This window comes from Paraburkholderia fungorum (assembly GCF_900099835.1).
In the GTDB taxonomy this organism is placed as follows: Bacteria; Pseudomonadota; Gammaproteobacteria; order Burkholderiales; family Burkholderiaceae; genus Paraburkholderia; species Paraburkholderia fungorum_A.
In genome coordinates this window covers 53,307-76,843 of sequence record NZ_FNKP01000001.1, presented here as the reverse complement: position 1 = coordinate 76,843, position 23,537 = coordinate 53,307, and the positions used below count along the sequence as shown (strand labels likewise).

The window sequence follows — 23,537 nt, the reverse complement described above, 5'->3', positions numbered from 1 at the left end:
CCATGTCGCGCCATCCCACCAAGATCGTTTCATCGGAACATCTCGTGTCCGAGACCAGCGCCGAGCTGTCCGAACTCGAGTACGCGCTGATCATGGCCGGCAATGCATTCAACCGGTGGATGGTGCGCTGCATGTCGGCGGCCGGCGACAAGGACATGACCGCCATCGAAGTATCGCTGCTTCATCACGTCAGCCATCGCGAACGTCGCAAGAAACTGGCGGACATCTGCTTCGTGCTGAACATAGAAGACACCCACGTCGCTACCTACGCGCTGAAGAAACTCGTAGCTAGAGGGTATGTAAAAAGCGAAAAGACCGGCAAGGAAGTGTTCTTCTCCGCGACCGAAGCGGGTCGCGAGTTGTGTCTGAAATATCGGGAAGTGCGCGAGAGTTGCCTGATTTCGACGCTGAAGGAAAGCGGCCTGACCAACGAGCAGATCGGCGACGCGGCGCAGTTGATGCGCAACGCGTCCGGCTTGTACGACACGGCGGCGCGGGCGGCGGCGTCTTTGTAGCCGGGTGGCGCTCGCCCGGCGTTCAATTCAACGGGGCGGATAAACCCCAGCCTCGGTGACGATCAGATCGAGCGCAATGTCGTGCGCTTCACGTTGAAGATCTTGCGTGCGGCACGCTTCATAAGCGATGCCCACCGTGACCGGTTGCTTCGATCCCGGCCACGCGGCCAGCGTGCGATCGTAGTATCCGCCGCCGTAGCCTAGCCGGTAGCCATCGGCATCGAATCCCACACACGGTATGAACAGCAGTTCGGGAACGACTACCTGTCCCGAGGTCGGCTCAGCAATCTTGTGATGACCGATTTTCATCGGCGTCGCGGGGGTCCATGCATGGAATTCGAGCGGCGCGCCACGCTCCTTGACAATCGGCAGACTGGCTTCGCGCTGCGCATTGGCCGTCAACCAGACCGAGACCGCGGGACGTGCGTCGAACTCACCCGCGAGCGGCCAGTAGAAGCCCACGCTGGCTGCTCCGAAGTGCTTCAGCGCGTCCAGCACACGACGGCCGAGCGCAGCGTTGTATGCCGGGTCGGAAGCCGCTTGTAGCCTTGCTTCCAATAGCATTCGACGCAACGCCTTTTTCGATTCCGGGACAGGGTTGCATGCTATGCTTGGGTTCAATTCGCGCTCCAGAAACAACGATGTCAAAACGCCTTTACCGAGTATATCGCGCGGCCGGTCTGGCGCTTGCCGCTGCGGCACTCGTCGCGTGCAGCACGGCCGTAGCCGTCAAGCCCATCCCCCTTTCGCAGCTCACCAACGACGACCAGACCTTCGTCCAGTTGCGCGAAGCGTCCCGCAATAACGACGCGGCGCGTGCAGCCCAACTGGCGAGCATGATCCCGAACTATCCGGCGCCTGCTTATCTGGAGTACTTCCAGATCAAGCCGCAACTGTTCGATTCGTCCGGCCATGCACGCGTCGACGCGCCGGACGCGCCGGTGCTGGCGTTTCTGCAGAAGTACGACGGCCAGGCTATCGCCGACCGCATGCGCAACGACTACCTCACGGTGCTCGGCACGCGTCACGACTGGCGCAATTTCGATCAGCAGTACGCCCGCTTCGTGTTGAACGACGACACGCAGGTGAAGTGCTACGCGCTCGAATCGCGGGCGTCGCGGGGTGAAAACGTGGCCGACGCGGCGCGTGCGCTGCTGGTCGATCCGAAGTGGTACGGCGACGGCTGTGTCGACCTGATCACGACGCTGGGCGTGAGCCGCCAGTTCAGCACCGACGACATCTGGCAACAGATCCGTCTCGCTTACGAGCAGAACAACACCAACACCGGCAGCAAGCTCGTCGACGCGCTGAGCAACAATCCGCCCGATCCCACGCTGTTCGCGCAGGCTACCAATGCGCCGCCGTTGTTGCTGGCGCGTGGTGTCGGTCCGGATTCGCAATCGCATCAACTGGCGTTGCTCGCGATCACGCGCATGGCGCGCAACGACCCGGCCATGGCCGCGGCTACGTTTGCGTCGGTGGCGCCGTCGCTGAGTTCGCCGGAGCGCGCCATCGGCTGGGGCACGATTGCCTATCAGGCCGCCGCCAAGCAGATGCCGAGCGCGGTCGACTGGTACCGCCTGTCGGCGAATGCGCCGCTGTCGAATCCCGCGTATGAATGGCGCACCCGCACCGCGCTGCTGGCCGGCGACTGGAACATGGTGCGCTGGTCGATCGAACAGATGCCCGAGGCATTGCGCAACCAGCCGTCGTGGGTGTACTGGCATGCGCGCGCACTCAAGCAGGCCGGCGACACGGCCACCGCCAACCAGGAATTCGCATCGATCTCGCCGGGCTTCAACTTCTACGGTCAACTGGCCGCTGAAGAACTCGGCCAGAAAATCACCGTTCCGCCGAAAACCACTGTCAGCGATGCCGAAGTCCAGCAGGCTGCAAACACGCCCGGTTTCGATCTCGCGCAGCGGTTCTACGCGATGAATCTGCGGCTCGAAGGCAATCGCGAATGGAACTGGCCGCTGCGCACCATGAGCGACCGGCAACTGCTCGCGGCCGCCGAATACGCGCGCCGTATCCAGCTTTATGACCGCACCGTCAACACGGCCGACCGCACGAAGAGCGAACACGATTTCTCGCTGCGGTATCTGTCGCCGTTCCGCGATATCGTCGACCGCGACGCGCAGTCGAACGGGCTCGACGTCGAGTGGGCGTATGGTCTGATCCGTCAGGAATCGCGCTTCATCATGAACGCGCGCTCCGAAGTCGGCGCGAGCGGCTTGATGCAATTGATGCCGGGCACCGCGCAACTGGTCGCGAAAAAGATCGGCCTCGGCCCGATTTCGCGCGAACAGATGAACGACATCAACACCAATATCCTGCTCGGGACCAACTACCTGTCCATGATCTACAATCAGTTCGACGGGTCCGCCGTGCTGGCCACCGCAGGCTATAACGCGGGTCCTGGCCGTCCGCGCAACTGGCGGGCTTCGTTGCAGCATCCGGTTGAAGGCGCGATCTTCGCCGAAGCGATTCCGTTCCAGGAAACGCGTGACTACGTGAAGAACGTGTTGTCCAACACGGTCTACTACGCGGCATTGTTCGAAGGCCGTCCGCAATCGCTGAAGGCGCGTCTGGGTTACATCGCACCGTAAGCGCCGTGCCGCTGCAGCCTCGCCCGAGGCTGCAGCGCGCCACGCCAGCCGTTGCCGCGGCTTCCACCAGGGAGTCGAAAATGCGACATCAAGCCATTGCGATCATCGGCGGTTCCGGGTTTATCGGTAGCCACCTCGTCAACTCGCTCGTCGAACTGGGCAAAGACGTTCGCATCGCCACCCGGCGGCGCTATAACGCCCGCCATCTCACCTTGTTGCCAATCGACGTGATCGAAACCGACGTGTTCGATCCGGTTCAGCTCGCGCGCTTTGTCGAGGGCGCCGATTGCGTGATCAATCTCGTGGCGACGTTGAACGGCAATCGCGGCAAACCGTACGGTTCGGAATTTGCGCGGATGCACGTCGAGTTGCCGACCCGCATCGTCGCCGCGTGCGAGGGCAAGGGCGTGCATCGGCTGATTCACGTCAGCGCGCTCGGCGCAGATTCGAACGGGCCGAGCATGTACGCGCGCTCGAAGGGCGACGGCGAGAAAGCGGTGCACGCGGCCAATCTGGCGTGGACGGTGTTTCGTCCGTCTGTGGTGTTTGGTCCCGAGGACGAGTTCCTCAACAAGTTCGCGTTTTTGCAGCGGATGTTTCCGGTCATCCCGCTCGCGATGCCGGACGCAAAGTTTCAGCCGGTGTATGTCGGCGACGTGGCGAAGGCCATCACCAACGTGATCGACCTCGACGCCGCCAGCGGCCATACCTACGAACTGGGCGGCCCGACCGTCTACACGCTCGAAGATCTCGTCAGCTATTGCGGCGACGTGATCGGCAAACACGCGCGGATCATCCGTCTGCCGGAAGCGTTCGCGCGTTTGCAGGCGCTCACGTTCGAAATGGCGCCCGGTAAGCCGGTCATCTCGCGCGACAATCTCGATTCGATGAAAGTCGACAACGTGTTGAGCGCACCGGTCGCGCCTGAACTCGGCATCGAGCCGACCAGCATCGAAACCATCGCGCCGGTGTATCTGACGGGCGCGTCGACGCGTTCGCGCTTCGATGCGTTCCGCGCCACCGCGGGCCGTTGAAGCAATTTCTTTTTCTGTTCAAACCCGCTTGAATCTGCGGTTAAACCAAGTAGACGAAGCATGAAGCTGATTATTGGTGACAAGAATTATTCGTCATGGTCGATGCGCCCATGGCTGCTGCTGAAGCATTTCGATATTTCGTTCGAAGAAGTGCTGATCCATCTGTACCAGGCCGACACGACTACGGCGGTGCTCGCGCACGCGCCTCAAGGTCCGGGCAAGGTGCCGTGTCTGATCGACGAAACCGGAGCGGCCGTGTGGGATTCGCTCGCGATTGCCGAGACGCTGGCCGAGCGCTTTCCGCAGCACGCGCTGTGGCCGCGCGACCCGCTGGCGCGTGCGCGCGCCCGCAGCGTCAGCGCCGAAATGCACTCGGGCTTCGGCGCATTGCGCTCGAATATGTGGATGAATATCCGCGCATCGTTTCCAGGCAGGAACGCGACGCCCGAGGCGCTCGCCGATATCGCGCGAATCGAGGCGATCTGGCGCGACTGCCTCGATACGTATGGCGGGCCGTTCCTGTTCGGTGAGTTCGGTATTGCCGACGCGATGTACGCGCCGGTCGTGATGCGCTTCAACACCTGGCAGCCGGCGTTGTCCGACACCGCCTCGGCTTATGTCGAGCGGATCAACGCGGTGCCCGCTGTCCGCGAATGGATCGACGCGTCGCGTCGCGAAACCCACGCGATTCCGTACCAAGACGTATGCCCATGAAAATCTACGCGGTAGGCGGTGCGATCCGCGACGAATTGCTGGGCGTGCCGGCGCTGGATCGCGATTACGTGGTGGTCGGCGCGACGCCCGAGCAGATGGTGGCGCAGGGCTATCGGCCGGTGGGCAAGGATTTCCCCGTGTTTCTGCATCCGCAGACGCATGAGGAATACGCGCTCGCTCGCACAGAGCGCAAGACGGCGGCGGGTTATCACGGCTTCCAGTTTTTCTATGCCCCGGACGTCACACTCGAAGAGGACCTCGCGCGCCGCGACCTGACGGTCAACGCGATGGCGCGCGAAGTTCGCCCGGACGGTGAACTGACCGGTCCGGTGATCGACCCGTTCAACGGACAAGGCGACTTGCAGGCACGGCTCTTCCGCCATGTCAGCGATGCGTTTCTCGAAGATCCCGTGCGGATTCTGCGGATTGCGCGCTTTGCGGCCCGCTTTGTCGACTTCAACGTCGCGCCGGAAACGCAGGCGCTGATGCGCAGGATGGTCGCCGACGGCGAGGTGGACGCGCTGGTGGCCGAACGCGTGTGGCAGGAAGTGTCGCGCGGCCTGATGGAGAAAAAGCCTTCGCGGATGTTTGAGGTACTGCGTGAATGCGGCGCGTTGGCGCGGATTCTGCCGGAAATCGACGCGCTCTATGGCGTGCCGCAGCGGGCCGACTATCACCCGGAGGTGGATACGGGCGTCCACGTGATGATGGTGGTCGATCATGCCGCGCAGCAGGGCTACGCGCTGCCGGTGCGGTTCGCGGCGCTGACGCACGACCTCGGCAAAGCGACCACGCCCGACGACGTGCTGCCCAGACATATCGGCCACGAAGGGCGCAGCGTCGATCTGCTGAAACCGCTTTGCGAGCGCCTGCGCGTGCCGAACGACTGCCGCGATCTGGCGCTGCTGGTGGCGCGCGAGCACGGCAACATTCATCGCGTGATGGAAATGGGGGCGGCTGCGCTGGTCAGGCTGCTGGAACGCGGCGACGCAATCCGCAAACCGGCGCGCTTCGCCGAGGCGTTGCAGGCTTGCGAGGCGGATGCGCGCGGGCGGCTCGGTTTTGAGACGCGGGATTATCCACAGGCCGAGCGCTTACGCGTGGCGCTGGTCGCTGCGCGGGGTGTGGATGCCGGTGCAGTGGCCAAACGTCTCGCCGATGCGCCCGCCGGGATCAAGGACGCGGTGCATCAGGAGCGGGTTCGTGCGGTGGAGGCGGCGCTGGGGTAGTGCGCTTTGTCTTTTGCGCTTCGATCACAACAGGCCGTTGCGGTTGCGGCCGGCTGTGATCGAACGCAGAGGGCAATCGCCGAGGCAGGCGAAAACCTACAACATCCGCGCCACGAGCGACAACAGCATCGACAACACCAGCGTCGACATAAAAGGAAACGGATACTCGCGGCCGAACATGCGCAAGGTCACGTCGCCGGGCATCCGGCCAATGCCGATTTTCCGCAGCCACGGCCAGCAGGACGACAGCACCGCCACCGCAATAAACGTAGTCAATAGCCAGCGGATCATCGTGCGTTCCTGAGACGAAGTAGGCCGGAAATCACAGCGTATGCGAACGGTCGCCGCTGGAAAAGGCTTGCAGCGTGTCGTCGAGTCCGCGCGAGAAGGCGATCACCTTGAACAGTTCGCCCATCTCCGCTTCCGACAACAACTTCTGCACCGCATTCGCCGCCGGCAGAAACCGCGCGGTATCGGCGGGATCGATTTCCGACAGCGCTTCAGTAATTCCCGCGTTCAGCAAAAACCGCGCTTGCGACGTGAAACCCAGCAAATCCGCGCCCGTTTCGACGCCCGCTTCGGCGATTCCGGTGAATTCGACGTGCGCAGTGATGTCCTGCAAGCCCGGATAAAGGAACGGATCGCCGTGCGCGCGATGCCGGTAGTGGCACATCAGCGTGCCCTGCGCGCGTTGCGCGTGGTAATACTCGTGACGCGGAAAACCGTAGTCGATCAGAAACACCGCGCCGCGCGTGAGCATCGTGCAGACGGTGCGCGTGAACGCGCTCGCCGCTTCGTGCGTTTCGGCGACGTAGTCATCGCCCGCGCTCGTGTCGATTTCCGACAGCAACGCGAGGTCGGTAGACGTGCCGGAAACCGGACGGTCGTCGAACGCGAAAGCGTCGTCGCGCCATACCACGCCGCGCTCGTGCCACTCGCCGCTCGTGAACGCGAAAAGCCGCACCGGCATCGCGTCCAGCACCTCGTTGCCGATCACCACGCCCTCGAACCGCTCCGGCAATGCGTCCAGCCAGCGGACTTTTGCCAGCAAAGCAGGCGCGACCGCCGCGATCGTCTCGCGTTGACGCTCGCGCAATTCGCCGGACAGATCCACGATCGAATAGCTGTCGAACTCCGCGCCCAACCCGTCGAGCGTATTCAGCAGGCCAGCGGCCAGTTTGCCTGTGCCCGCGCCGAATTCCATCACGTCGCGCGTGCCGCTTGCCTGCAAAGCCTCGGCCAGCGGGCGCGCAAGCGTCGCGGCGAATAGCGGCGACAATTCCGGCGCGGTCACGAAGTCGCTGCCGTCGTCGCCACGCAGGCCGAATTTGCGCGAGCCACCGCTGTAATAGCCGAGTCCCGGCGCGTAAAGCGCGCGCTCCATATAGCGGTCGAACGGCAGCCAGCCGCCCGCATTTTCGAGCTCCGAGCGGATCTGCGAGACCAGCGCTTCGGACTGCGCGAGCGCGCTCGGGCCGGGAGCAGGTAAACTATCGGGTTGGTGAGCTTTCGGATTCATCCCCGTATTGTAAATGACCGCCTCTTCGGATACCCCCGTGGACACCGCCGCCGCCCGCTCGCAGGAAACTCGCGAAACGCCGCGTATCGTGCTGATAACCGGCGCCGCCCGCCGCATCGGGCGTGCGCTCGCGCTCGGATTTGCCGCGCGCGGCTGGGACGTGGCGGTTCACTACGGCGCGTCCCGCGAGGAAGCCGACGAAACGGTCGCGCAAATCACCGCTCTGGGCCGCCGCGCGGTGGCCTTGCAGGCTGAATTAGGCGACGAATCGCAGGTTGAACGGCTTTTGCCGGACTGCATCGCGGCGCTCGGCCGGCCGGCGTGTATCGTCAACAATGCGTCGCGCTTCGAAGAGGACACGGCGCAGAACGTCGGCTACGAGCTGCTGCTGAAGCTGACCGCGATGAATCTCGGCGCGCCGCTGGTGCTGGCGCGCATGCTGTACGAGGCGACGCCCGAGGCGGCGCACACCGACGAAAGCCTGCGCGGCGTCGTGATCAACGTGCTGGATCAGAAGCTGTACAACATGAATCCGGACTATCTGTCGTACACGCTGTCGAAAGCGGCGTTGCAGACAGCCACGGTCGCGCTGGCCCAGGCGTTGGCGCCGAAGGTGCGCGTAGTCGGGCTTGCGCCCGGTCTAACGCTGCAATCCGGCGACCAGACGCAAGATGGTTTTGAAGCCGCTCACCGTATTACGCCTTTGGGCCGCGCGTCGCGACCCGAAGATATTGTCGCCGCCGCGCTGTATCTCGCCGATGCAGCGGGCGTCACCGGTACGACGCTGGTGGTCGACGGCGGGCAGCATCTGCTGCCCATGCCGCGCGACGTTATGTTTTTGACGGGCGCCTGACGCGCGCGGCGGTTCTGCTGTCCACATGGCAGACAGAAAAATGCCGCGCCACCCAAGCGCCCCCTGCGTGCCCCGCACGCTTTTTTGACTGGAACGAACATGTTTGCCGCTCTTTCGCATCCCCGGCTCGCCGATTGCCGCCGCCTTTTTCTGCGCAATTACGAAGTGCATATCAACATCGGCGTGCACGATTTCGAAAAGCGCGGCGAACAGCGCGTCGTGATCAACGTCGAACTGTTCGTGCCGCTCGCGCTGTCCACGCCGGTTCAGGACAAACTCAACGAAGTCGTCGATTACGACTTCATGCGCTCCACCATTTCGCGCCGCGTCGAGCAGGGTCATATTCACCTGCAGGAAACGCTGTGCGACGACCTCGTGAAGACCATGCTCGAACATCCGCAAGTGCGGGCGGCGCGCGTGTCGACTGAGAAGCCGGACGTGTACCCGGACTGCGACGCTGTGGGCGTCGAAGTCTTCCGTATCAAAGAGGACTGAGCCATGAACGCTCCAGACATCCTGAACGACGGCGCAACTGCCGCCGCGCCCGCAGCCAGGGTCAAGGCACCGCTCACGCGTCGCGAGCAGAAAGAAGCGTACGAGAACAACAAGCTGTTCAAGCGACTCGCGCGCCAGGTCGGCGAGGCGATCGTCGATTTCAACATGATCGAGGACGGCGACAAGGTGATGGTCTGCCTGTCGGGCGGCAAAGACAGCTACGCGATGCTCGAAATCCTGATGCGGTTGCGCGAGCGCGCGCCGATCAACTTCGACATCGTCGCGGTGAATCTCGACCAGAAGCAGCCCGGCTTCCCCGAACACGTGCTGCCTGAATACCTGAAGCAACTCGACATTCCGTTTCACATCGAGAATCAGGACACGTACAGCATCGTCAAGCGGCTGGTGCCTGAGGGCAAAACCACCTGCTCGCTGTGCTCGCGGCTGCGTCGCGGCATTCTGTACCGCGTGGCGGGCGAACTCGGCGCGACCAAGATCGCGCTCGGCCATCATCGCGACGACATTCTGCAAACGCTGCTGCTGAACATGTTCTACGGCGGCAAGCTGAAGGGCATGCCGCCCAAGCTGCAATCGGACGACGGCAAGAACATCGTGATCCGTCCGCTCGCCTACGTGAAGGAAACCGATCTGGAAAAGTACGCGGAACTGCGCGAATTCCCGATTATTCCGTGCAATCTGTGCGGTAGCCAACCGAACCTGAAACGCGCGGAAATGAAGGCGCTAGTGCGCGACTGGGAAAAGCGTTTCCCGGGCCGCATCGAGAATATGTTCAATGCATTGTCGAACGTCGTGCCGTCGCATTTGATGGATCACAAGCTGTATCCGTTCGCCAATCTGCGCGCGACCGGCGAAGCCGATCCGCAGGGCGACATTGCATTCGACGAAGATCCGTGTTCGTCGGACAGCGGTGAAGGTGCGCCGCTCACCGCGTCGAAAACGATCTCGATCGTGCAGTTCGACGATCTTTGACGAAAGCGGAAAACGCCCTGAAAAATGGGCGTTTCCGCACATTTCAGCATGACTTGGGGCCGCACTAGCGGCCTTTGTCGTTATAGGCTGCGTGATAGAATCCACGGCTCAAAACTCGTCCCATTGCCAACGCCATGAACATCGTTATTTTGGCGGCAGGCACCGGCAAGCGTATGCGGTCCGCGCTTCCCAAGGTGCTCCATCCTCTGGCTGGCCAGCCGCTTCTCGCTCACGTTATCGACACGGCTCGCGCGCTCAAACCCGCGCGTCTTGTCATCGTGATCGGACATGGCGCTGAAGCCGTGCGCAAGGCCGTTGCGGCGCCCGACGTCCAGTTTGCCGTGCAGGAACAGCAACTCGGCACGGGTCACGCAGTCCAGCAGGCATTGCCGCTGCTCGATCCGTCCGAACCCACGCTGGTGCTTTACGGCGACGTGCCGCTCACGCGCGCCAGCACGCTGCAGGCGCTGACCGACCGCGCGGGGCAGCGGGGCTACGGCGTGCTCACCGTCACGCTGGACGACCCGAGCGGCTACGGCCGCATCGTGCGCGATCAGCAGGGCAAGGTGCAGCGCATCGTCGAGCAGAAAGACGCGAACGCGGAACAACTGCAGATCGCCGAGATCAACACCGGCATTATCGTGGCGCCGACCGAACGGCTCGCGGGCTGGCTCGCGTCGCTGAAAAACGACAACGCGCAAGGCGAGTTCTATCTGACCGACGCAGTCGAGATGGCGATCGAAGCGGGTCTTGAGATCGTCACCACGCAGCCCGATGAAGAGTGGGAAACGCTCGGCGTGAACAGCAAGCAGCAGCTTGCCGAACTGGAGCGCATTCACCAGCACAACGTCGCCGACGCCTTGCTGATCGCGGGCGTGACATTGGCCGACCCGGCGCGTCTGGACGTACGCGGCTCGCTCGAATGCGGCCGCGACGTTTCCATCGACGTGAACTGCGTGTTCGAAGGCCGCGTGACGCTGGCCGACAACGTCACCATCGGACCGAATTGCGTGATCCGCAATGCGAGCATCGGCGCCGGCACACGAGTCGACGCGTTCACGCATATCGAAGGCGCCGAAGTCGGCGCGAACGTGGTGCTCGGGCCGTACGCGCGCTTGCGTCCGGGCGCGTCGCTGCAGGACGAGTCGCACGTCGGCAACTTCGTCGAAGTGAAAAATGCGGTGCTCGGCCACGGCTCGAAAGCGAACCACCTCACCTATATCGGCGACGCGGACATCGGTGCGCGCGTGAATATCGGCGCGGGTACCATCACCTGTAACTACGACGGCGCGAACAAATTCCGCACGGTGATCGAAGACGACGTGTTCGTCGGCTCGGACACCCAGCTGGTCGCGCCGGTGCGCGTGAAACGCGGCGCGTCGATCGCGGCGGGCACGACGGTCTGGAAGGACGTCGAAGCCGGCACGCTGGTTCTGAACGACAAGACGCAAACCAGTAAAACGGGCTATGTGCGCCCGGTCAAGAAGAAGAGCTGACGGCAGCGACGCGCGCCGCAAGGCGTGCTCCTTGAAATCCAGCACTGAATAAAGGAAGAAGACATGTGTGGCATTGTCGGCGCAGTTGCGCAACGTAATATCGTTCCCGTCCTGATCGAAGGACTGCGACGCCTCGAATATCGCGGCTACGATTCGTGCGGCGTCGCCGTGCTCGGCGAAAATGGTCCGCGCCGGGCGCGCAGCGTCGCGCGCGTGGCCGATCTCGACGAGCAGGTGCGCGAGAGCCATCTCGAAGGCATCACGGGTATTGCGCATACGCGCTGGGCCACGCACGGCGCGCCGGTCACCGACAATGCCCACCCGATTTTCTCGAAAGATGAGCTTGCGTTGGTACACAACGGCATCATCGAGAACTACGAGTCGTTGCGTGAAATGCTGCGCGGCAAGGGCTATACCTTCGTCTCGCAGACCGACACGGAGGTTATCGCTCACCTAGTGCACAGCGTGTACAAGGGTGATCTGTTCGCCGCTGTGCGCGAAGCCATCGCGCAATTACACGGCGCGTACGCGATTGCGGTGCTGCATAAGAATCAGCCGCACACGGTAGTCGGCGCGCGGCAGGGTTCGCCGCTGGTGGTCGGGCTCGGCAACGGCGAGAACTTCCTCGCCTCCGACGCGCTGGCGCTTGCCGGCAGCACCGAGCGCTTCATCTTCCTCGAGGAAGGCGATGTCTGCGAACTGTCGCTCGACGGCGTGCGTATCGCCGATCGCGGCGGCAACGATGCGCAACGTGAAGTGCGTCAGGTTGCGGCATACGGCGGTGCGGTCGAACTCGGCCCGTATCGCCACTTCATGCAGAAGGAAATTTTCGAGCAGCCGCGCGCGATCACCGACACGATCCCGCAAGCCGATTCATTCGATCCATCGATCTTCGGCGAGAGCGCGGGGAAGGTGTTCGGCGAGATCGACAGCCTGCTGATTCTCGCGTGCGGCACGAGCTATTACTCGGGGCTGACCGCGAAGTACTGGCTCGAATCGATCGCGAAGATCCCGACCCAGGTGGAAATCGCGAGCGAGTATCGCTATCGCGAATCGGTGCCGAATCCGAAGTCGCTGGTGGTGGTGATCTCGCAGTCCGGTGAAACGGCCGACACGCTCGCCGCGCTCAAGCATGCGCAGTCGCTCGGACACAAGCACACGCTGGCCGTCTGCAACGTCGGCACGAGCGCGATGGTGCGTCAGACGGAACTGTCGTTCCTCACGCACGCGGGCCGCGAGATCGGCGTGGCGTCGACCAAGGCGTTCACCACGCAACTGGTCGCGCTGTTCGTACTGGCCGCCACTTTGGCGAAACTGCGCGGTCATCTGAACGACGAACAGGAAGCCAGTTATCTGAAGCAGTTGCGCCATTTGCCGGCTGCGCTGAATAGCGTGCTGGCGCTGGAGCCGCAGATCATCGCGTGGTCGGAAGAGTTTTCGCGCAAGGAACACGCGCTGTTCCTGGGCCGCGGGTTGCATTACCCGATCGCGCTCGAAGGCGCGCTGAAGCTCAAGGAAATTTCGTACATCCACGCTGAGGCTTATCCGGCTGGCGAGTTGAAGCACGGGCCGCTCGCGCTCGTGACCGAAGCGATGCCGGTGGTGACGGTGGCGCCGAATGACGCGCTGCTCGAAAAGCTGAAGTCGAATATTCAGGAAGTGCGTGCACGCGGCGGTCAGCTTTATGTTTTCGCCGACGCGGATACGAAGATCGTCAACGACGAAGGTCTGCATGTGATCCGGATGCCGGAACACTACGGCTTGCTGTCGCCGATCCTGCACGTCGTGCCGCTGCAGTTGCTGGCGTATCACACGGCGTGTGCGCGCGGAACCGATGTGGATAAGCCGCGGAATCTGGCGAAATCGGTCACGGTGGAATAAGCGGTTTCGCGGCCTGCCGTTCCGTTCATTCGGACGACGGGCCGGTCGTCCTGGCACCAGCCTGGAAAAGCAGAGAACGCGCGATTCAAATGTTTTGAATCGCGCGCAAAACAAACTCCCCTCAGCGCAAAATCACGCGCTTAGCTCTGGAAGTAGTTCAACCCCAGCGCTGCCTTCACTTCCGACACCGTCGCAGCCGCCACCTCGCGTGCGCGCAGGGTGCCCTGACGCAGAATTTCCAGCACCGCGCCACGATCCGCCTCGAATTCACGGCGACGCTCGCGGATCGGCGTCAGCATTTCCTGCAGGCGCTCGTTGAGCGCGCGCTTGACTACGCTGTCGCCCAGGCCGCCGCGACGATAGTGCTCCTTCATCTCGTCGACCTTCGCCGTGTCGGGCTCGAATGCGTCGAGGAACGAGAACACGACATTGCCCTCGACCTGACCCGGATCGGCGACGCGCAGGTGGTTCGGGTCCGTGTACATGTTCTTCACGGCTTGCGAGATTTCATCCGGCGTCGCGCCGAGCGGGATCGAATTGCCGAGCGACTTGCTCATCTTCGCCTTGCCGTCGATACCCGGCAGACGCGCGACGTGCGACAGCACCGCCTGGCATTCGACCAGCACTTCCTTCTCGACGGTGAAGTTGAAGCGGCGCACGAGTTCGTTGGTTTGCTCGATCATCGGCAACTGGTCGTCGCCGACCGGCACGCGCGTTGCCTTGAATGCGGTGATGTCGGCGGCCTGGCTGACCGGATAGGTGAGGAAGCCGGCAGGAATATCACGCTCGAATCCACGCAACACGATTTCCGACTTGATGGTCGGATTGCGTTCGAGACGCGCGACCGTGACGAGGTTGAGCAGATATTGCGTCAGTTCGGCCAGTTCGGCGACTTGCGATTGAATGAAAATCGTCGACTTCGCCGGGTCGATGCCGACCGCCAGATAGTCCAGCGCGACTTCGATCACGTTCTCGGTCACTTTCTGATGCTTGCCGACGTTGTCGGTCATGGCCTGTGCGTCGGCCAGCAGCAGGAATTGCTGTGCTTCGTGCTGAAGCTGCACGCGCGAGCGCAACGAACCGATGTAGTGACCCAGATGCAGCGGGCCGGTCGTGCGGTCGCCGGTGAGAATGACGGCTTGTTTCGACGATTGTTCTGCTTGCGACATAGTCTGGTGTTCCGTGGTTATCGACCCCACCGGTACCTGGCGCGCAAATACGACAATGCCGCCAGAACTGGCGGCATCACGTTTTCGATGTACGAGTAGAAACGGGCCGCCCAGGTTAGGCGTGCCACCAACGATGCTGATTCGGCGGGGTCGGTTTCGTGTCCATCCGGCGAGTATAGCGCCTGTGATGCACGCAAGTCATTGCCGCCGCACCGTTAAATGCGCGGATTCGGGCCGCTTGCGCAGCGAAACGCGTGCACGTCAGTCCCTCACGAGTTCCACGGCGACCGCCGACACGAACTCCGCCCGCACGCTGTCGCCGACTTTGAGCTCGTCGAGCGGGATCGCACTGGAAGCCCGCAGCACCTGCCGGTGCTTCGGCCCACGCAGCGTCATCATGCGGTTTTTTCGATCGATAGCGACCACCGTCGCGACCACTCGCACCCGGTGCGCCGACGACACGAATCCCGCCGACGCCGGAATCGCCACCGTGGTTTCGACGCGCTCGCGCACGCCTCGGGTCGCCAGTTTGTCGACGTGAATCAGGATGGCCTGCTGGTACGCGACGTTAAGCCGGTCGCCGACTTGCAGGCGGCTGACATCGGCCACGGCGGGATTGACGTCGACATCCGCGAGATTGCCGTGCGGCCCCCGGATTGTGACGCTGTTGGTGGGGGCATAGATCGCGGCGACCCGAACCTGCGCGTGGACGATTTCGGCGTTGCCAAGCGCGGTTTGCGCGGCGTCGAAACTGGTGGCGTCCTGTGCGAATCCCGCAGGGCTGAAGGCGGCCGACAGGGCGCTTAGCAGCGCGGCCGCGCTCCGCATGACAGCAGCCGATGAGTTCATGTTGCGCAGCCAGGAGGTCATGCGTAGCTCCCAAAGTCTTCACGCAGGCCGCCTCGTGCAACGACGACCCGCGCCTACATTTCCGGACGCGCGAGGTCGCTCGTCACGATGTGTTCGCCGTACACCTGCGCGGCCGCGATGGCTTCGAGTTTGGTGGCGTACGGGCCGAGTTCGGGCGCGCCGTCGAACGGAAACAGAACGCGGCCGTCGGTGGTTCGAACCACTTTCAACACGCCGTAGAAACGGCGGTAGCCCGCCATCTTGGACATGGCCGTGATGTCGAAATCGTCCTCCGAACTGGCAGGGACGCTGGGGATAAATGCAGTCTTGCTCATACCTGAAATCTGGAAACTTCTGTTGTTCGATGGACCGCTGTCGGCGCGGAAACCGGCACGTAAATCCGGTGCTGAAATGCGGCACGAAAGGCCAACGCTGGTGCAACCGGCCGTACTGACGACAGAGACGACATATTCACCGGCGTCGCCTATTGTCTCAAATCCCGCCAAAGCCGGCCTGTTTGCGGGCTATGCAAGCTTCTTCCGCGAAAACAATCATTCGTCGCTGTATATATTCCACCTGCGACACTACGTCGCGCAATTCACGCGCATGTCACAGACGCTGCATAAAGTCTGCCCCGCTTATTAAAACTCTAATCCCCCAGGGGCAAAAAGACATGTCAAAACGCAATGGCTTGCGTGCTTTATTTCTGGTCGTTTTCGCGGCCTTAGTCAGCGTGATCGTCGCGGCTTGCGGCTCGTCGTCGATCGGACCGACGGGCCAGCAGCAGATCCGCCACGTCTTCGTCATCACGCTCGAAAACGAAAACTACGCGACCACGTTCGGCGCGAGTACCAAGGCGCCGTATCTCGCGCAGACACTCGCGGCGCAAGGCGCGATGGTGCAGCAGTACTACGGCACGGGCCACGTGAGTCTCGACAACTACATCTCGATGATCAGCGGCCAGGCGCCGACGACCGAAACCGACAACGACTGCATCACCTATGAGGACTACAAGCTCACGGGCACGACGTCGGATGGTCAGGCGATCGGCTCGGGTTGCGTGTATCCCGCGAGCATCAAGACGCTGCCGGACCAGTTGAAGGCGGCCGGTTACACGTGGAAGGGCTATGAAGGCGACATGGGCAACGACCCGACACGCGAAGCCGCCACTTGCGGTCACCCGACGCTGAACACGACCGACCTGACGCAATCGGCAGAAGCGCCGAGCGCCGCCGTGCCGCTGGGCGACCAGTACGCGACGCGTCACAACCCGTTCATGTATTTCCACTCGATCATCGATTCGTCGGATTGCGGGGAGCACGTCGTCAATCTGAACAACCTCACCAGCGATCTTCAGTCGATCTCGACCACCGCCAACTTCAACCTGATTACGCCGAGCCTGTGCGATGACGGTCACGACTCGCCTTGCGTGAACGGCCAGCCTGGCGGCCTGACGAGCGCGAACACGTTCCTGCAGAAGTGGGTGCCGATCATCACGGCGTCGCCGGCGTTCCAGAAGGACGGCCTGCTGATCATCAATTTCGACGAAAGCAGTTACGCGACCGTGACGACTTCGGCGACAGGCGAGGATCTGGTGTTCACCGGCGCGACCTGCTGTAGCGAACAGCCGGGTCCGAATCTCGCGCCGTATCCGCAGACTTCGTCGCTGACCTACCAGGGCATCACGATCAACCTGACCAAGCAAAGCTACGGCGGCGACCAGACCGGCGCGGTCATGATCTCGAAGTTCATCAAGCCGGGCACGGTGTCGACGGTGCCGTACAACCATTACTCGATGCTCAAGAGTATCGAGGACATCTTCCAGCTGGATCACCTCGGCTATGCAGGTCAGGCGGGTCTGGTTGGTTTCGGCAGCGACATTTTCACGAACCTGTAAGCGATTCGATGCTGTTTTCCGCAACACGACTCACAGCGCGCGGCGGCGCGCGCTGGGCAGCGCTTGCTGCTCTGCTCAGCGCCGCCGCTCTGCTGCCGGCCGCGGCGCATGCCGCGGCTTCTGCTTTGGTGACCCCGGTTGATACAAAGCCCGCGTCGTCGGCCGGCCCCAAACCCGTTTATAGCGATGCCGCCGCGCTCGGCAAATTGATTTTCTTCGATGCGTCGTTGTCCGCGTCGGGGAAGATGTCGTGCGCGAGCTGCCATAGCCCCTCGCACGCGTACGGGCCGCCTGACGGGCTGGCCGCGCAGTTGGGAGGGGCGGATATGCATCAGCAGGGCACGCGGGCCGTGCCGAGCCTGCGCTACATCCTCAACCGCACGCCGATCTGGAGCCATGCACAGGCGGCCAGTCTCTCCGAGCGGTTAAGCGAAACGGACAACGCGCCAGTCGGCGGCTTCGCGTGGGATGGACGCTTTAACAGCTTGCACGATCAGGCGACCTTCCCGCTGTTCAATCCGGGCGAGATGGCGAACAAGGACCCGGCCGCCGTGCTGGCGAAGCTGGAGCAGGCGCCATATGCGGGACGGTTCAAGGAGGTGTTCGGCCAGAACATCTTCGTGGATCGCACCAAGGCGTTCGCTCAGGCGATGTACGCGATCGAGCGCTTCGAACTCGAAGACCCGAGCTTCCACCCGTATACCAGCAAGTACGACTACTACCTCGACGGAAAAGTGCAACTAACGGCACAAGAATTACGAGGTCAGAAACTGTTCGACAATCCAGCGGGCGGCAATTGCGCGTCCTGCCATATCGACCAGAAGGGTGTCGACGGGTCCCATCCGCTATTCACCGATTTCAACTTCCAGGCGCTCGGCGTGCCGCGCAATCCTGAGTTGAAAGCGAACGCCGATCCAAAGTATTTCGACATGGGTTTGTGCGGACCACTGCGCACCGATCAGTCGAAAGAGAAGATCAATTGCGGACTGTTCAGATCGGTTTCGTTGCGCAATACGGCGACACGTCACGTGTTTTTCCACAATGGCCGCTTCCACACGCTGAAGGATGCGTTGCGTTTTTACGTGCAGCGCGATACGAATCCGGCGAAGTGGTATCCGAAAGACGCGCACGGCAAGGTGGATAAGTTCAACGATTTGCCGGTCGCGTTGCGCGGCAATGTCGATACGACAGACGAACCGTTGACCCGCAAAGCCGGTGAACGTCCGGTGTGGTCGGAGCGCGATATCGACGATGTCGCGGCCTTCCTGACTACCCTCAACGACGACTACGATCTCAAGTCGAAACCGCTTAAGTAAGACGAAAAGGATTGCCGATCGGCCTTGATTCAAAAGGGAAATTTTCGCCGATCGGTGCCTCTTTTTGGGGCAGCGCTATAATGCCCGAATCCCTTCCTTTCCCGTCCACCGCTATGAGCCGGTTACTTTGCCTGATCGTGCTTTCGCTCGGCCTGATGCAAACCGCTTCGGCCGACGAAAATACTGACCGCATGTCCGCGTATCTGACGCAGAAATTCGGTCTGGCAAAGGAAAAAGCTCAAAAGATTTCCGACGCCGTGCAATCCGCCGCGTCGAAATATTCCCTCCCGCCGGCGCTTCTGCTGGCCATCATCTCGATCGAATCCCGCTTCAAGGAAAAGGCCAGAGGCGCCAACGGCGCAACCGGGCTGATGCAGGTCGTGCCGGGCGCCCATCGCGGGCTGCTGAGGAACGTCAAGGACCTCACCGAACCGACCGCCAACATCGAAGTCGGGTCGGCCATTCTCTACGGCTACATGCGTAACGCCAACGGCGACATGAATGCCGCGCTCAAGAGCTACGGCGGGTCGCAGGCGTACGCGCAGAAAGTGAGCTTGCGCGTCGAAGATTTCGCCGCGGTCGCCGCACCGGAAGACGCCGCGGCGTCGTCCGACGTAAAAACGGACGTATGCGAAGCAGACCGCTGCGCACCGTTGCCGCTGGATCATTGGACCGACGCGTTTACCGTACCGATGCTCAATGCCATCGGCCAGAGCAGTGGTGCGGCGTCGAAGCCGGTTGCCGTCGGATCGACTGCCGCCTCGAAATAAAACCGCGTTTTCTGCGTGGTTTTTTACCGCCGTGGCACCCTGGCTGCGGTCATCTCTTTCCCTGCATGTAAACGACCGCGCCGTACCGCTCTACGGGCTGCCTGGCGAGCTTTTACGCACGCCGGATAACCGCTCTACAATGCTTTCCCATCCGCGCTCACGCAGCGTTTCTTGCGATCGACCATGTTGCCCTCGTCCCCTAAAAGCACAGTTTCCGCTCTGTTCGGCGCCTTCGGCCTAGGTGGCCTGCTCACGCTCGCGGCTTGCAGCAGCACGCCACAGCCCAAATTCCAGCAGGAATTGTTCGAAACGGGCGCGAGCCCTTATGCGCGCAATTTCAATTCGAGCACGACGGACAGCTGCGAAGCCGCTCGCCGCGCACTGTTGAGCCAAGGCTATCTGACGACGATGCCGCGCACCGATACCGTCGACGGCACCAAGAATTTTCAGCCGACCGGCGATACCCATGTGGTCGTCGAATTTCATGTGGTCTGCACGCCGGGAGAAGAGGCGGCCGATACGAGCATCGTTTACGTCAACGCGGTGCAGAACGGTTTTGCACTGAAGAAAAGCGATACCTCGGCCAGTGTCGGGCTCAGCGTGCTGGGTTCGCTGTCATTGCCTATCCGCTCGAACAACGACGCGATGGTCAAGGTGTCGAGCGAGACGATTCCTTCGGGCAAGTTCTACGACCGTTTCTTCGGACTCGTCGATCACTATCTTCAGACGGTGGTGCGCACGCAGCCGGTGACGAGCAGCTCGGTCGAAACACGACTGCTGCCGGTGCCGGTCCAGATTCAGGTTGAAACGACAACTTCGGCACCTGCTCCTGCTCTGCCGGATGCAATCGGCCAGGCCGCTGCTGCGGCGACTTTGCCGGCAAGTGGAGTTAACGTCGTCACGCCTTGATCGAACGCGGGGTTCGAGGAGAAGGGCGGTTAACTTGCACAGCCTCGAATCTCAGCGCCGAAGCGGTACTTATCCTATGTCTTTTACTTTGTTTGTATACATATGTAGTAATAGTTAACAAGGGTTAACCCCTTCTGTGGATAACTCCCAAATGTTCCGTGACATCAACGCCGTGCAGAAACAATAACTCTGCGGAATACGTCTGTAGAAAAACTACATAACCGGGATAACTTTGATGGCGCTGAGTGACAAGCTGCTCTTATCAAGATTCCACGCACAGGCTGTTCAGGGGGCTATACCGAAGTTATTCATAGGCGATTGTGGATAACTTCCCCTCCGGCGAGTATTTTTCCCTCCTCCCGGTGCCCAAATTTTTAGCAATATTTCCTGCGGCCAATTCATCGGCATTTCCTGCGACGTAAACCGCTCGCCAGCGTACAGACCACCTCCCACGTCACGCGCACATTCAAGATGCGCGGTACGAAGATTGCGTCTCTCTTTTTGCAAGCGCGAGTGTTGCTATTTCGTCAAAACCATTTCGGCAACGCTTGATCCAGGCATAGAGTTAAAGTGTTTTCTGAGGTTCTTGGTGCAGTGCGGGGGGTGTATGAAACGCAGATCAGCACGACAGCTAGTCCGGCTTCTCTCGGATATCCGGCATGCGGCCCATTGCAGTACGTTGCGGGCAGCAGCCACCAACCGGGCAATCGCCCTTGCATCCGCTGAAGAAGACGCTGATGCCGACGACACCGACAACAACGCCGACGCCATCCGCGAAGCGCATCAAACCAAGCCCGTGCGGAGCGGATCATGAGAGCCGCAAGCGAACAGTCATTGCGTTTTCTGGTTGAGAAATGGCTCGCGCCGTTACCTTCGGCGCCGGTCCATGTCACTGAATTCAGCCGGACCCGCGTGGGCGGGCGGCGTTATGTGCGTGTCGAGACATCGATTGAAGCGGGTTCGCGAAGCCTGTTTTTCTTTCGACATGACGATGGCTGCTGGTGCGTATTCCCACCCACCGCGGATACGCCCACATTCTTCGCTCACCCGCGAGCGGCTTAGGGCTGGGCGAGAACCGTTGGCGCATCAAGGTTCCGACGGTTGAATACAGCAGATCACTTAGATCGTCGGTCCACAAAGCGCGATTCCCGTCGCGCTTAAGACGAAGACGCCCGCGGAACGCGGTCCCGCCGCCAGTTCGGCATGACCTGACAGACGATCAAACCCGCCAGCATCAGCGCACATCCGATCAGCGCGCGCTCCGACAGCGTTTCACCGAGCACGAACCAACCGGCTAGCGCTGCAAACACGCCTTCCATACTGAAAATCACCGCCGCGTGCGAGGGTGCCGCGTAGCGTTGAGCGACCACCTGAATCGTATATGCGACGCCGACCGACAACGCTCCGCCGTACGCAATGGTCGGCGCGGCGCGCTTTATCACCGTGAGGCTGACCGGCTCGATGACCAGCCCGACAACCAGGCACGCGAGCCCGCACACGACAAACTGCACGAGCGCCAGCATCAGTGTGTCGTGTCGTTGCGCGAAGCGGCCGACCAGCATCATCTGAACGGAAATGACGAGTGCGCCGGCCAGTTGATACCAGTCGCCGTACAGCATCGAAAAATGTTCGTCGACGCTCAGGAAGTACATGCCGATCGCCGCCAGCGTTGCGCCGAGCCACGTGCCGAATCCCGTGCGATGCCTGAACAACACGCCCAGCAGAGGCACGATCACGACATAAAGCGAGCTGATAAAACCGGCATTGGCGATCTTCGTGTATTGCAGGCCGATCTGTTGCAGCGAGATCGATACGGCGAGAACCACGCCAAGCGAGCCGCCTGCGCCGAGCAGTTCGCGTGCGCCGTTCGGTCCGCGCTTGGTCACTTCCGCGAGTGCGGAGCGTCTGACGCAGACGATCATCGTCAGGACGACGAGGGCGCCGAGCAGGAAGCGCAATCCGGTAAACAGAAACGGGCCGATCGCGTCGAAGCTCAGGCGTTGCGCGACGAAAGCAGAGCCCCAGATGATGGCGGCGATCAGCATCAGCAGATTGGCGCGCAGGTGTTGGTGGGTATCGGAATTCAAAGGAGGTTTGTCGGAAGTTGTGGTTGTTGTGCGGCGCTCGGCACCTACCGTGTGACGACAGCGCAGTGCACCTTACGACGAGCATTCGGGATCGGCAAGGGTGTAAGCGCTGCGCGGAAGAACGTCGCGGATCAAGCCCGATTCGCCTGGCACTCGATGCCCGCCACCGCGCATGCACCGACTCGCGCGATAATCGCGCAAACTCCACGCGGCCTACGACCGGAATCGTCCTCCACATTCCCACGCAAATTCAGGCAAATTCCATGGATGAAAAAGACTGGATCGCGGGCGCCGCGAAGGCGCTGGCGATCATCGAAGCATTCGACGAAGAACACGCCCGCATGACACCGACCACGGTCGCGGTGCGGGCTGCGTTGTCACGCACGGCGGCACGCCGTTATCTGCTGACACTGCGCGAACTCGGCTACGTGGACACCGACGGCAAGCTTTTCTGGCTCGCGCCGCGCGTATTGCGCCTGGGGCAGTCGTATCTGGATTCCGCGCGCTTGCCGCGCACCGTGCAGCCGTTTCTCCAACGCATTACCGCAACGGTGCAGGAAACCGCGCTGGTCGCGATCCTCGATGAACACGACGTGGTGTACGTCGCGCGCAACGGAGTGAATCGGGCGATGGCGGTCGGCTTCGTGCTCGGCTCGCGCGCGCCGGCGCCGTTATCGTCGGCGGGATTGGTGTTGCTGGCGTTCCAGGCGCCCGAAAGCATCGAGCAGTGGCTCGCGTCTTATCCGATCAAGGTGTTCACGCCGCACACGTATTCCACCATCGAGCGATTGCGCGAGGTGCTCGCCGATATTCGCCGCACCGGCTACGTGGTCACCGATCAGCAACTCGAACTCGGAGTGCGCGGTGTCGCAGTGCCGTTGCGTGACCGGCATGGGTCGGTGGTGGCGGCGATCAGCGTCAGCATGCCGATCGGCCAGGAGTCGGCCAATGCCGCGCTGCATCGTGTACTGCCGACGTTGCTGGAGACCGCGAGTCTGCTGCGCAATCTGGTCTGAATCGCGGCTCGAATCAGAGGCTTGAATAAGCGGCCCAAAACCGCCTAAGTGATATCCCTGATACGGAATGCTGAATGTCTGAAAGCACCGTGAAAGCACGCTGTCTCCCGGAAAATACATATCAAGTTTTGGGCATGACAAATGGCCTACACCTGGGTAATACTCTCCCGCGGGGAGCGGGAGGCGCCT

24 protein-coding genes are annotated in these 23,537 nt (G+C 61.8%); 17 read left to right on the top strand and 7 right to left on the bottom strand.

The genetic code is table 11. The features are described 5' to 3' along the window. The first annotated feature begins 2 nt into the window (after positions 1 to 2). A complete protein-coding gene (locus tag BLS41_RS00360; RefSeq protein ID WP_042327041.1) occupies positions 3 to 515 on the top strand; it encodes a winged helix DNA-binding protein in 513 nt (170 codons plus the stop codon). A gap of 27 nt (positions 516 to 542) precedes the next feature. On the opposite strand, the gene BLS41_RS00355 is transcribed toward BLS41_RS00360, so the two are convergent. Then, the gene (locus BLS41_RS00355; RefSeq protein WP_253189594.1) at positions 543 to 1,079 is read right to left on the bottom strand and encodes a 5-formyltetrahydrofolate cyclo-ligase; all 537 of its coding nucleotides are present in this window, start codon (positions 1,077 to 1,079) and stop codon (positions 543 to 545) included. A 77-nt stretch (positions 1,080 to 1,156) separates the two neighbouring features. On the opposite strand from BLS41_RS00355, the gene BLS41_RS00350 reads away from it, so the two are divergent. The 4 genes from BLS41_RS00350 to BLS41_RS00335 all read left to right on the top strand — a co-directional run bounded on the left by BLS41_RS00350 (position 1,157) and on the right by BLS41_RS00335 (position 6,101). After that, entirely contained in the window at positions 1,157 to 3,124 is a 1,968-nt protein-coding gene (locus BLS41_RS00350; RefSeq protein ID WP_074762421.1) for a lytic transglycosylase domain-containing protein, read from the top strand. An 80-nt stretch (positions 3,125 to 3,204) separates the two neighbouring features. Further along, complete coding sequence (locus BLS41_RS00345; protein WP_074762420.1) at positions 3,205 to 4,158, top strand: complex I NDUFA9 subunit family protein; 954 nt, start codon at positions 3,205 to 3,207, stop codon at positions 4,156 to 4,158. Positions 4,159 to 4,218: 60 nt separating this feature from the next. After that, complete coding sequence (locus tag BLS41_RS00340) at positions 4,219 to 4,872, top strand: glutathione S-transferase family protein (RefSeq protein WP_074762419.1); 654 nt, start codon at positions 4,219 to 4,221, stop codon at positions 4,870 to 4,872. Next, on the top strand, positions 4,869 to 6,101 hold the full coding sequence (locus BLS41_RS00335; RefSeq protein ID WP_074762418.1) for a multifunctional CCA addition/repair protein: 1,233 nt from the start codon (positions 4,869 to 4,871) through the stop codon (positions 6,099 to 6,101). The genes BLS41_RS00340 and BLS41_RS00335 overlap by 4 nt, the downstream gene beginning before the upstream one ends. 96 nt (positions 6,102 to 6,197) lie before the next feature. On the opposite strand, the gene BLS41_RS00330 is transcribed toward BLS41_RS00335, so the two are convergent. Together BLS41_RS00330 and BLS41_RS00325 are read right to left on the bottom strand one after the other, a co-directional pair. Beyond that, on the bottom strand, positions 6,198 to 6,392 hold the full coding sequence (locus tag BLS41_RS00330; protein ID WP_074762417.1) for a DUF2905 domain-containing protein: 195 nt from the start codon (positions 6,390 to 6,392) through the stop codon (positions 6,198 to 6,200). Between the two features lie 31 nt (positions 6,393 to 6,423). Further along, a complete protein-coding gene (locus BLS41_RS00325; RefSeq protein ID WP_074762416.1) occupies positions 6,424 to 7,620 on the bottom strand; it encodes a class I SAM-dependent methyltransferase in 1,197 nt (398 codons plus the stop codon). 13 nt (positions 7,621 to 7,633) lie between these two features. Here BLS41_RS00325 and BLS41_RS00320 point away from each other — a divergent pair, with 13 nt between their 5' ends. From BLS41_RS00320 to glmS, 5 genes are all read left to right on the top strand, one after another. Beyond that, positions 7,634 to 8,473 carry an SDR family oxidoreductase gene (locus tag BLS41_RS00320; protein WP_074762415.1) on the top strand — a complete coding sequence of 280 codons (840 nt, stop codon included), beginning with the start codon at positions 7,634 to 7,636 and terminating at the stop codon, positions 8,471 to 8,473. 99 nt (positions 8,474 to 8,572) lie between these two features. Next, a complete protein-coding gene (locus BLS41_RS00315; RefSeq protein ID WP_012434647.1) occupies positions 8,573 to 8,968 on the top strand; it encodes a dihydroneopterin aldolase in 396 nt (131 codons plus the stop codon). 3 nt (positions 8,969 to 8,971) lie between these two features. Beyond that, positions 8,972 to 9,958, top strand: a complete 987-nt coding sequence (ttcA, locus tag BLS41_RS00310; protein ID WP_074762414.1) for a tRNA 2-thiocytidine(32) synthetase TtcA — start codon at positions 8,972 to 8,974, stop codon at positions 9,956 to 9,958. 134 nt (positions 9,959 to 10,092) lie between these two features. Next, on the top strand, positions 10,093 to 11,454 hold the full coding sequence (gene glmU, locus BLS41_RS00305) for a bifunctional UDP-N-acetylglucosamine diphosphorylase/glucosamine-1-phosphate N-acetyltransferase GlmU (protein ID WP_074762413.1): 1,362 nt from the start codon (positions 10,093 to 10,095) through the stop codon (positions 11,452 to 11,454). Between the two features lie 63 nt (positions 11,455 to 11,517). Next, positions 11,518 to 13,335: a glutamine--fructose-6-phosphate transaminase (isomerizing) gene (gene glmS / locus BLS41_RS00300; RefSeq protein WP_074762412.1), complete on the top strand. Its 1,818-nt coding sequence runs from the start codon at positions 11,518 to 11,520 to the stop codon at positions 13,333 to 13,335. Between the two features lie 140 nt (positions 13,336 to 13,475). Here the strand turns inward: glmS and trpS are convergent, their stop codons facing one another. The 3 genes from trpS to BLS41_RS00285 all read right to left on the bottom strand — a co-directional run bounded on the left by trpS (position 13,476) and on the right by BLS41_RS00285 (position 15,688). Continuing rightward, positions 13,476 to 14,504: a tryptophan--tRNA ligase gene (gene trpS, locus BLS41_RS00295; protein WP_074762411.1), complete on the bottom strand. Its 1,029-nt coding sequence runs from the start codon at positions 14,502 to 14,504 to the stop codon at positions 13,476 to 13,478. A gap of 261 nt (positions 14,505 to 14,765) precedes the next feature. Continuing rightward, complete coding sequence (locus BLS41_RS00290; protein WP_083379913.1) at positions 14,766 to 15,374, bottom strand: hypothetical protein; 609 nt, start codon at positions 15,372 to 15,374, stop codon at positions 14,766 to 14,768. Positions 15,375 to 15,427: 53 nt separating this feature from the next. After that, positions 15,428 to 15,688 (bottom strand): DUF6723 family protein, encoded by a 261-nt coding sequence (locus BLS41_RS00285; RefSeq protein WP_074762410.1) that lies wholly within the window; start codon positions 15,686 to 15,688, stop codon positions 15,428 to 15,430. On the opposite strand from BLS41_RS00285, the gene BLS41_RS00280 reads away from it, so the two are divergent. The 6 genes from BLS41_RS00280 to BLS41_RS39470 all read left to right on the top strand — a co-directional run bounded on the left by BLS41_RS00280 (position 15,630) and on the right by BLS41_RS39470 (position 21,307). Then, a complete protein-coding gene (locus BLS41_RS00280; protein WP_171910171.1) occupies positions 15,630 to 15,998 on the top strand; it encodes a hypothetical protein in 369 nt (122 codons plus the stop codon). The genes BLS41_RS00285 and BLS41_RS00280 overlap by 59 nt on opposite strands. A gap of 28 nt (positions 15,999 to 16,026) precedes the next feature. Further along, the gene (locus tag BLS41_RS00275) at positions 16,027 to 17,250 is read left to right on the top strand and encodes an alkaline phosphatase family protein (RefSeq protein WP_074762408.1); all 1,224 of its coding nucleotides are present in this window, start codon (positions 16,027 to 16,029) and stop codon (positions 17,248 to 17,250) included. Positions 17,251 to 17,258: 8 nt separating this feature from the next. Continuing rightward, positions 17,259 to 18,566: a cytochrome-c peroxidase gene (locus tag BLS41_RS00270; RefSeq protein ID WP_074762407.1), complete on the top strand. Its 1,308-nt coding sequence runs from the start codon at positions 17,259 to 17,261 to the stop codon at positions 18,564 to 18,566. A gap of 113 nt (positions 18,567 to 18,679) precedes the next feature. Then, on the top strand, positions 18,680 to 19,336 hold the full coding sequence (locus tag BLS41_RS00265) for a lytic transglycosylase domain-containing protein (protein WP_074762406.1): 657 nt from the start codon (positions 18,680 to 18,682) through the stop codon (positions 19,334 to 19,336). A gap of 183 nt (positions 19,337 to 19,519) precedes the next feature. After that, complete coding sequence (locus tag BLS41_RS00260) at positions 19,520 to 20,245, top strand: DUF2242 domain-containing protein (protein WP_074762405.1); 726 nt, start codon at positions 19,520 to 19,522, stop codon at positions 20,243 to 20,245. 810 nt (positions 20,246 to 21,055) lie between these two features. Next, entirely contained in the window at positions 21,056 to 21,307 is a 252-nt protein-coding gene (locus tag BLS41_RS39470; RefSeq protein ID WP_074762404.1) for a hypothetical protein, read from the top strand. A 95-nt stretch (positions 21,308 to 21,402) separates the two neighbouring features. Here BLS41_RS39470 and BLS41_RS00250 read toward each other — a convergent pair whose 3' ends face one another. Beyond that, the gene (locus BLS41_RS00250; protein WP_074766164.1) at positions 21,403 to 22,290 is read right to left on the bottom strand and encodes a DMT family transporter; all 888 of its coding nucleotides are present in this window, start codon (positions 22,288 to 22,290) and stop codon (positions 21,403 to 21,405) included. A gap of 305 nt (positions 22,291 to 22,595) precedes the next feature. Between BLS41_RS00250 and BLS41_RS00245 the strand changes: the two genes are divergently transcribed. After that, positions 22,596 to 23,348 (top strand): IclR family transcriptional regulator domain-containing protein, encoded by a 753-nt coding sequence (locus BLS41_RS00245; protein WP_074762403.1) that lies wholly within the window; start codon positions 22,596 to 22,598, stop codon positions 23,346 to 23,348. The last annotated feature ends 189 nt before the right edge of the window (positions 23,349 to 23,537 follow it).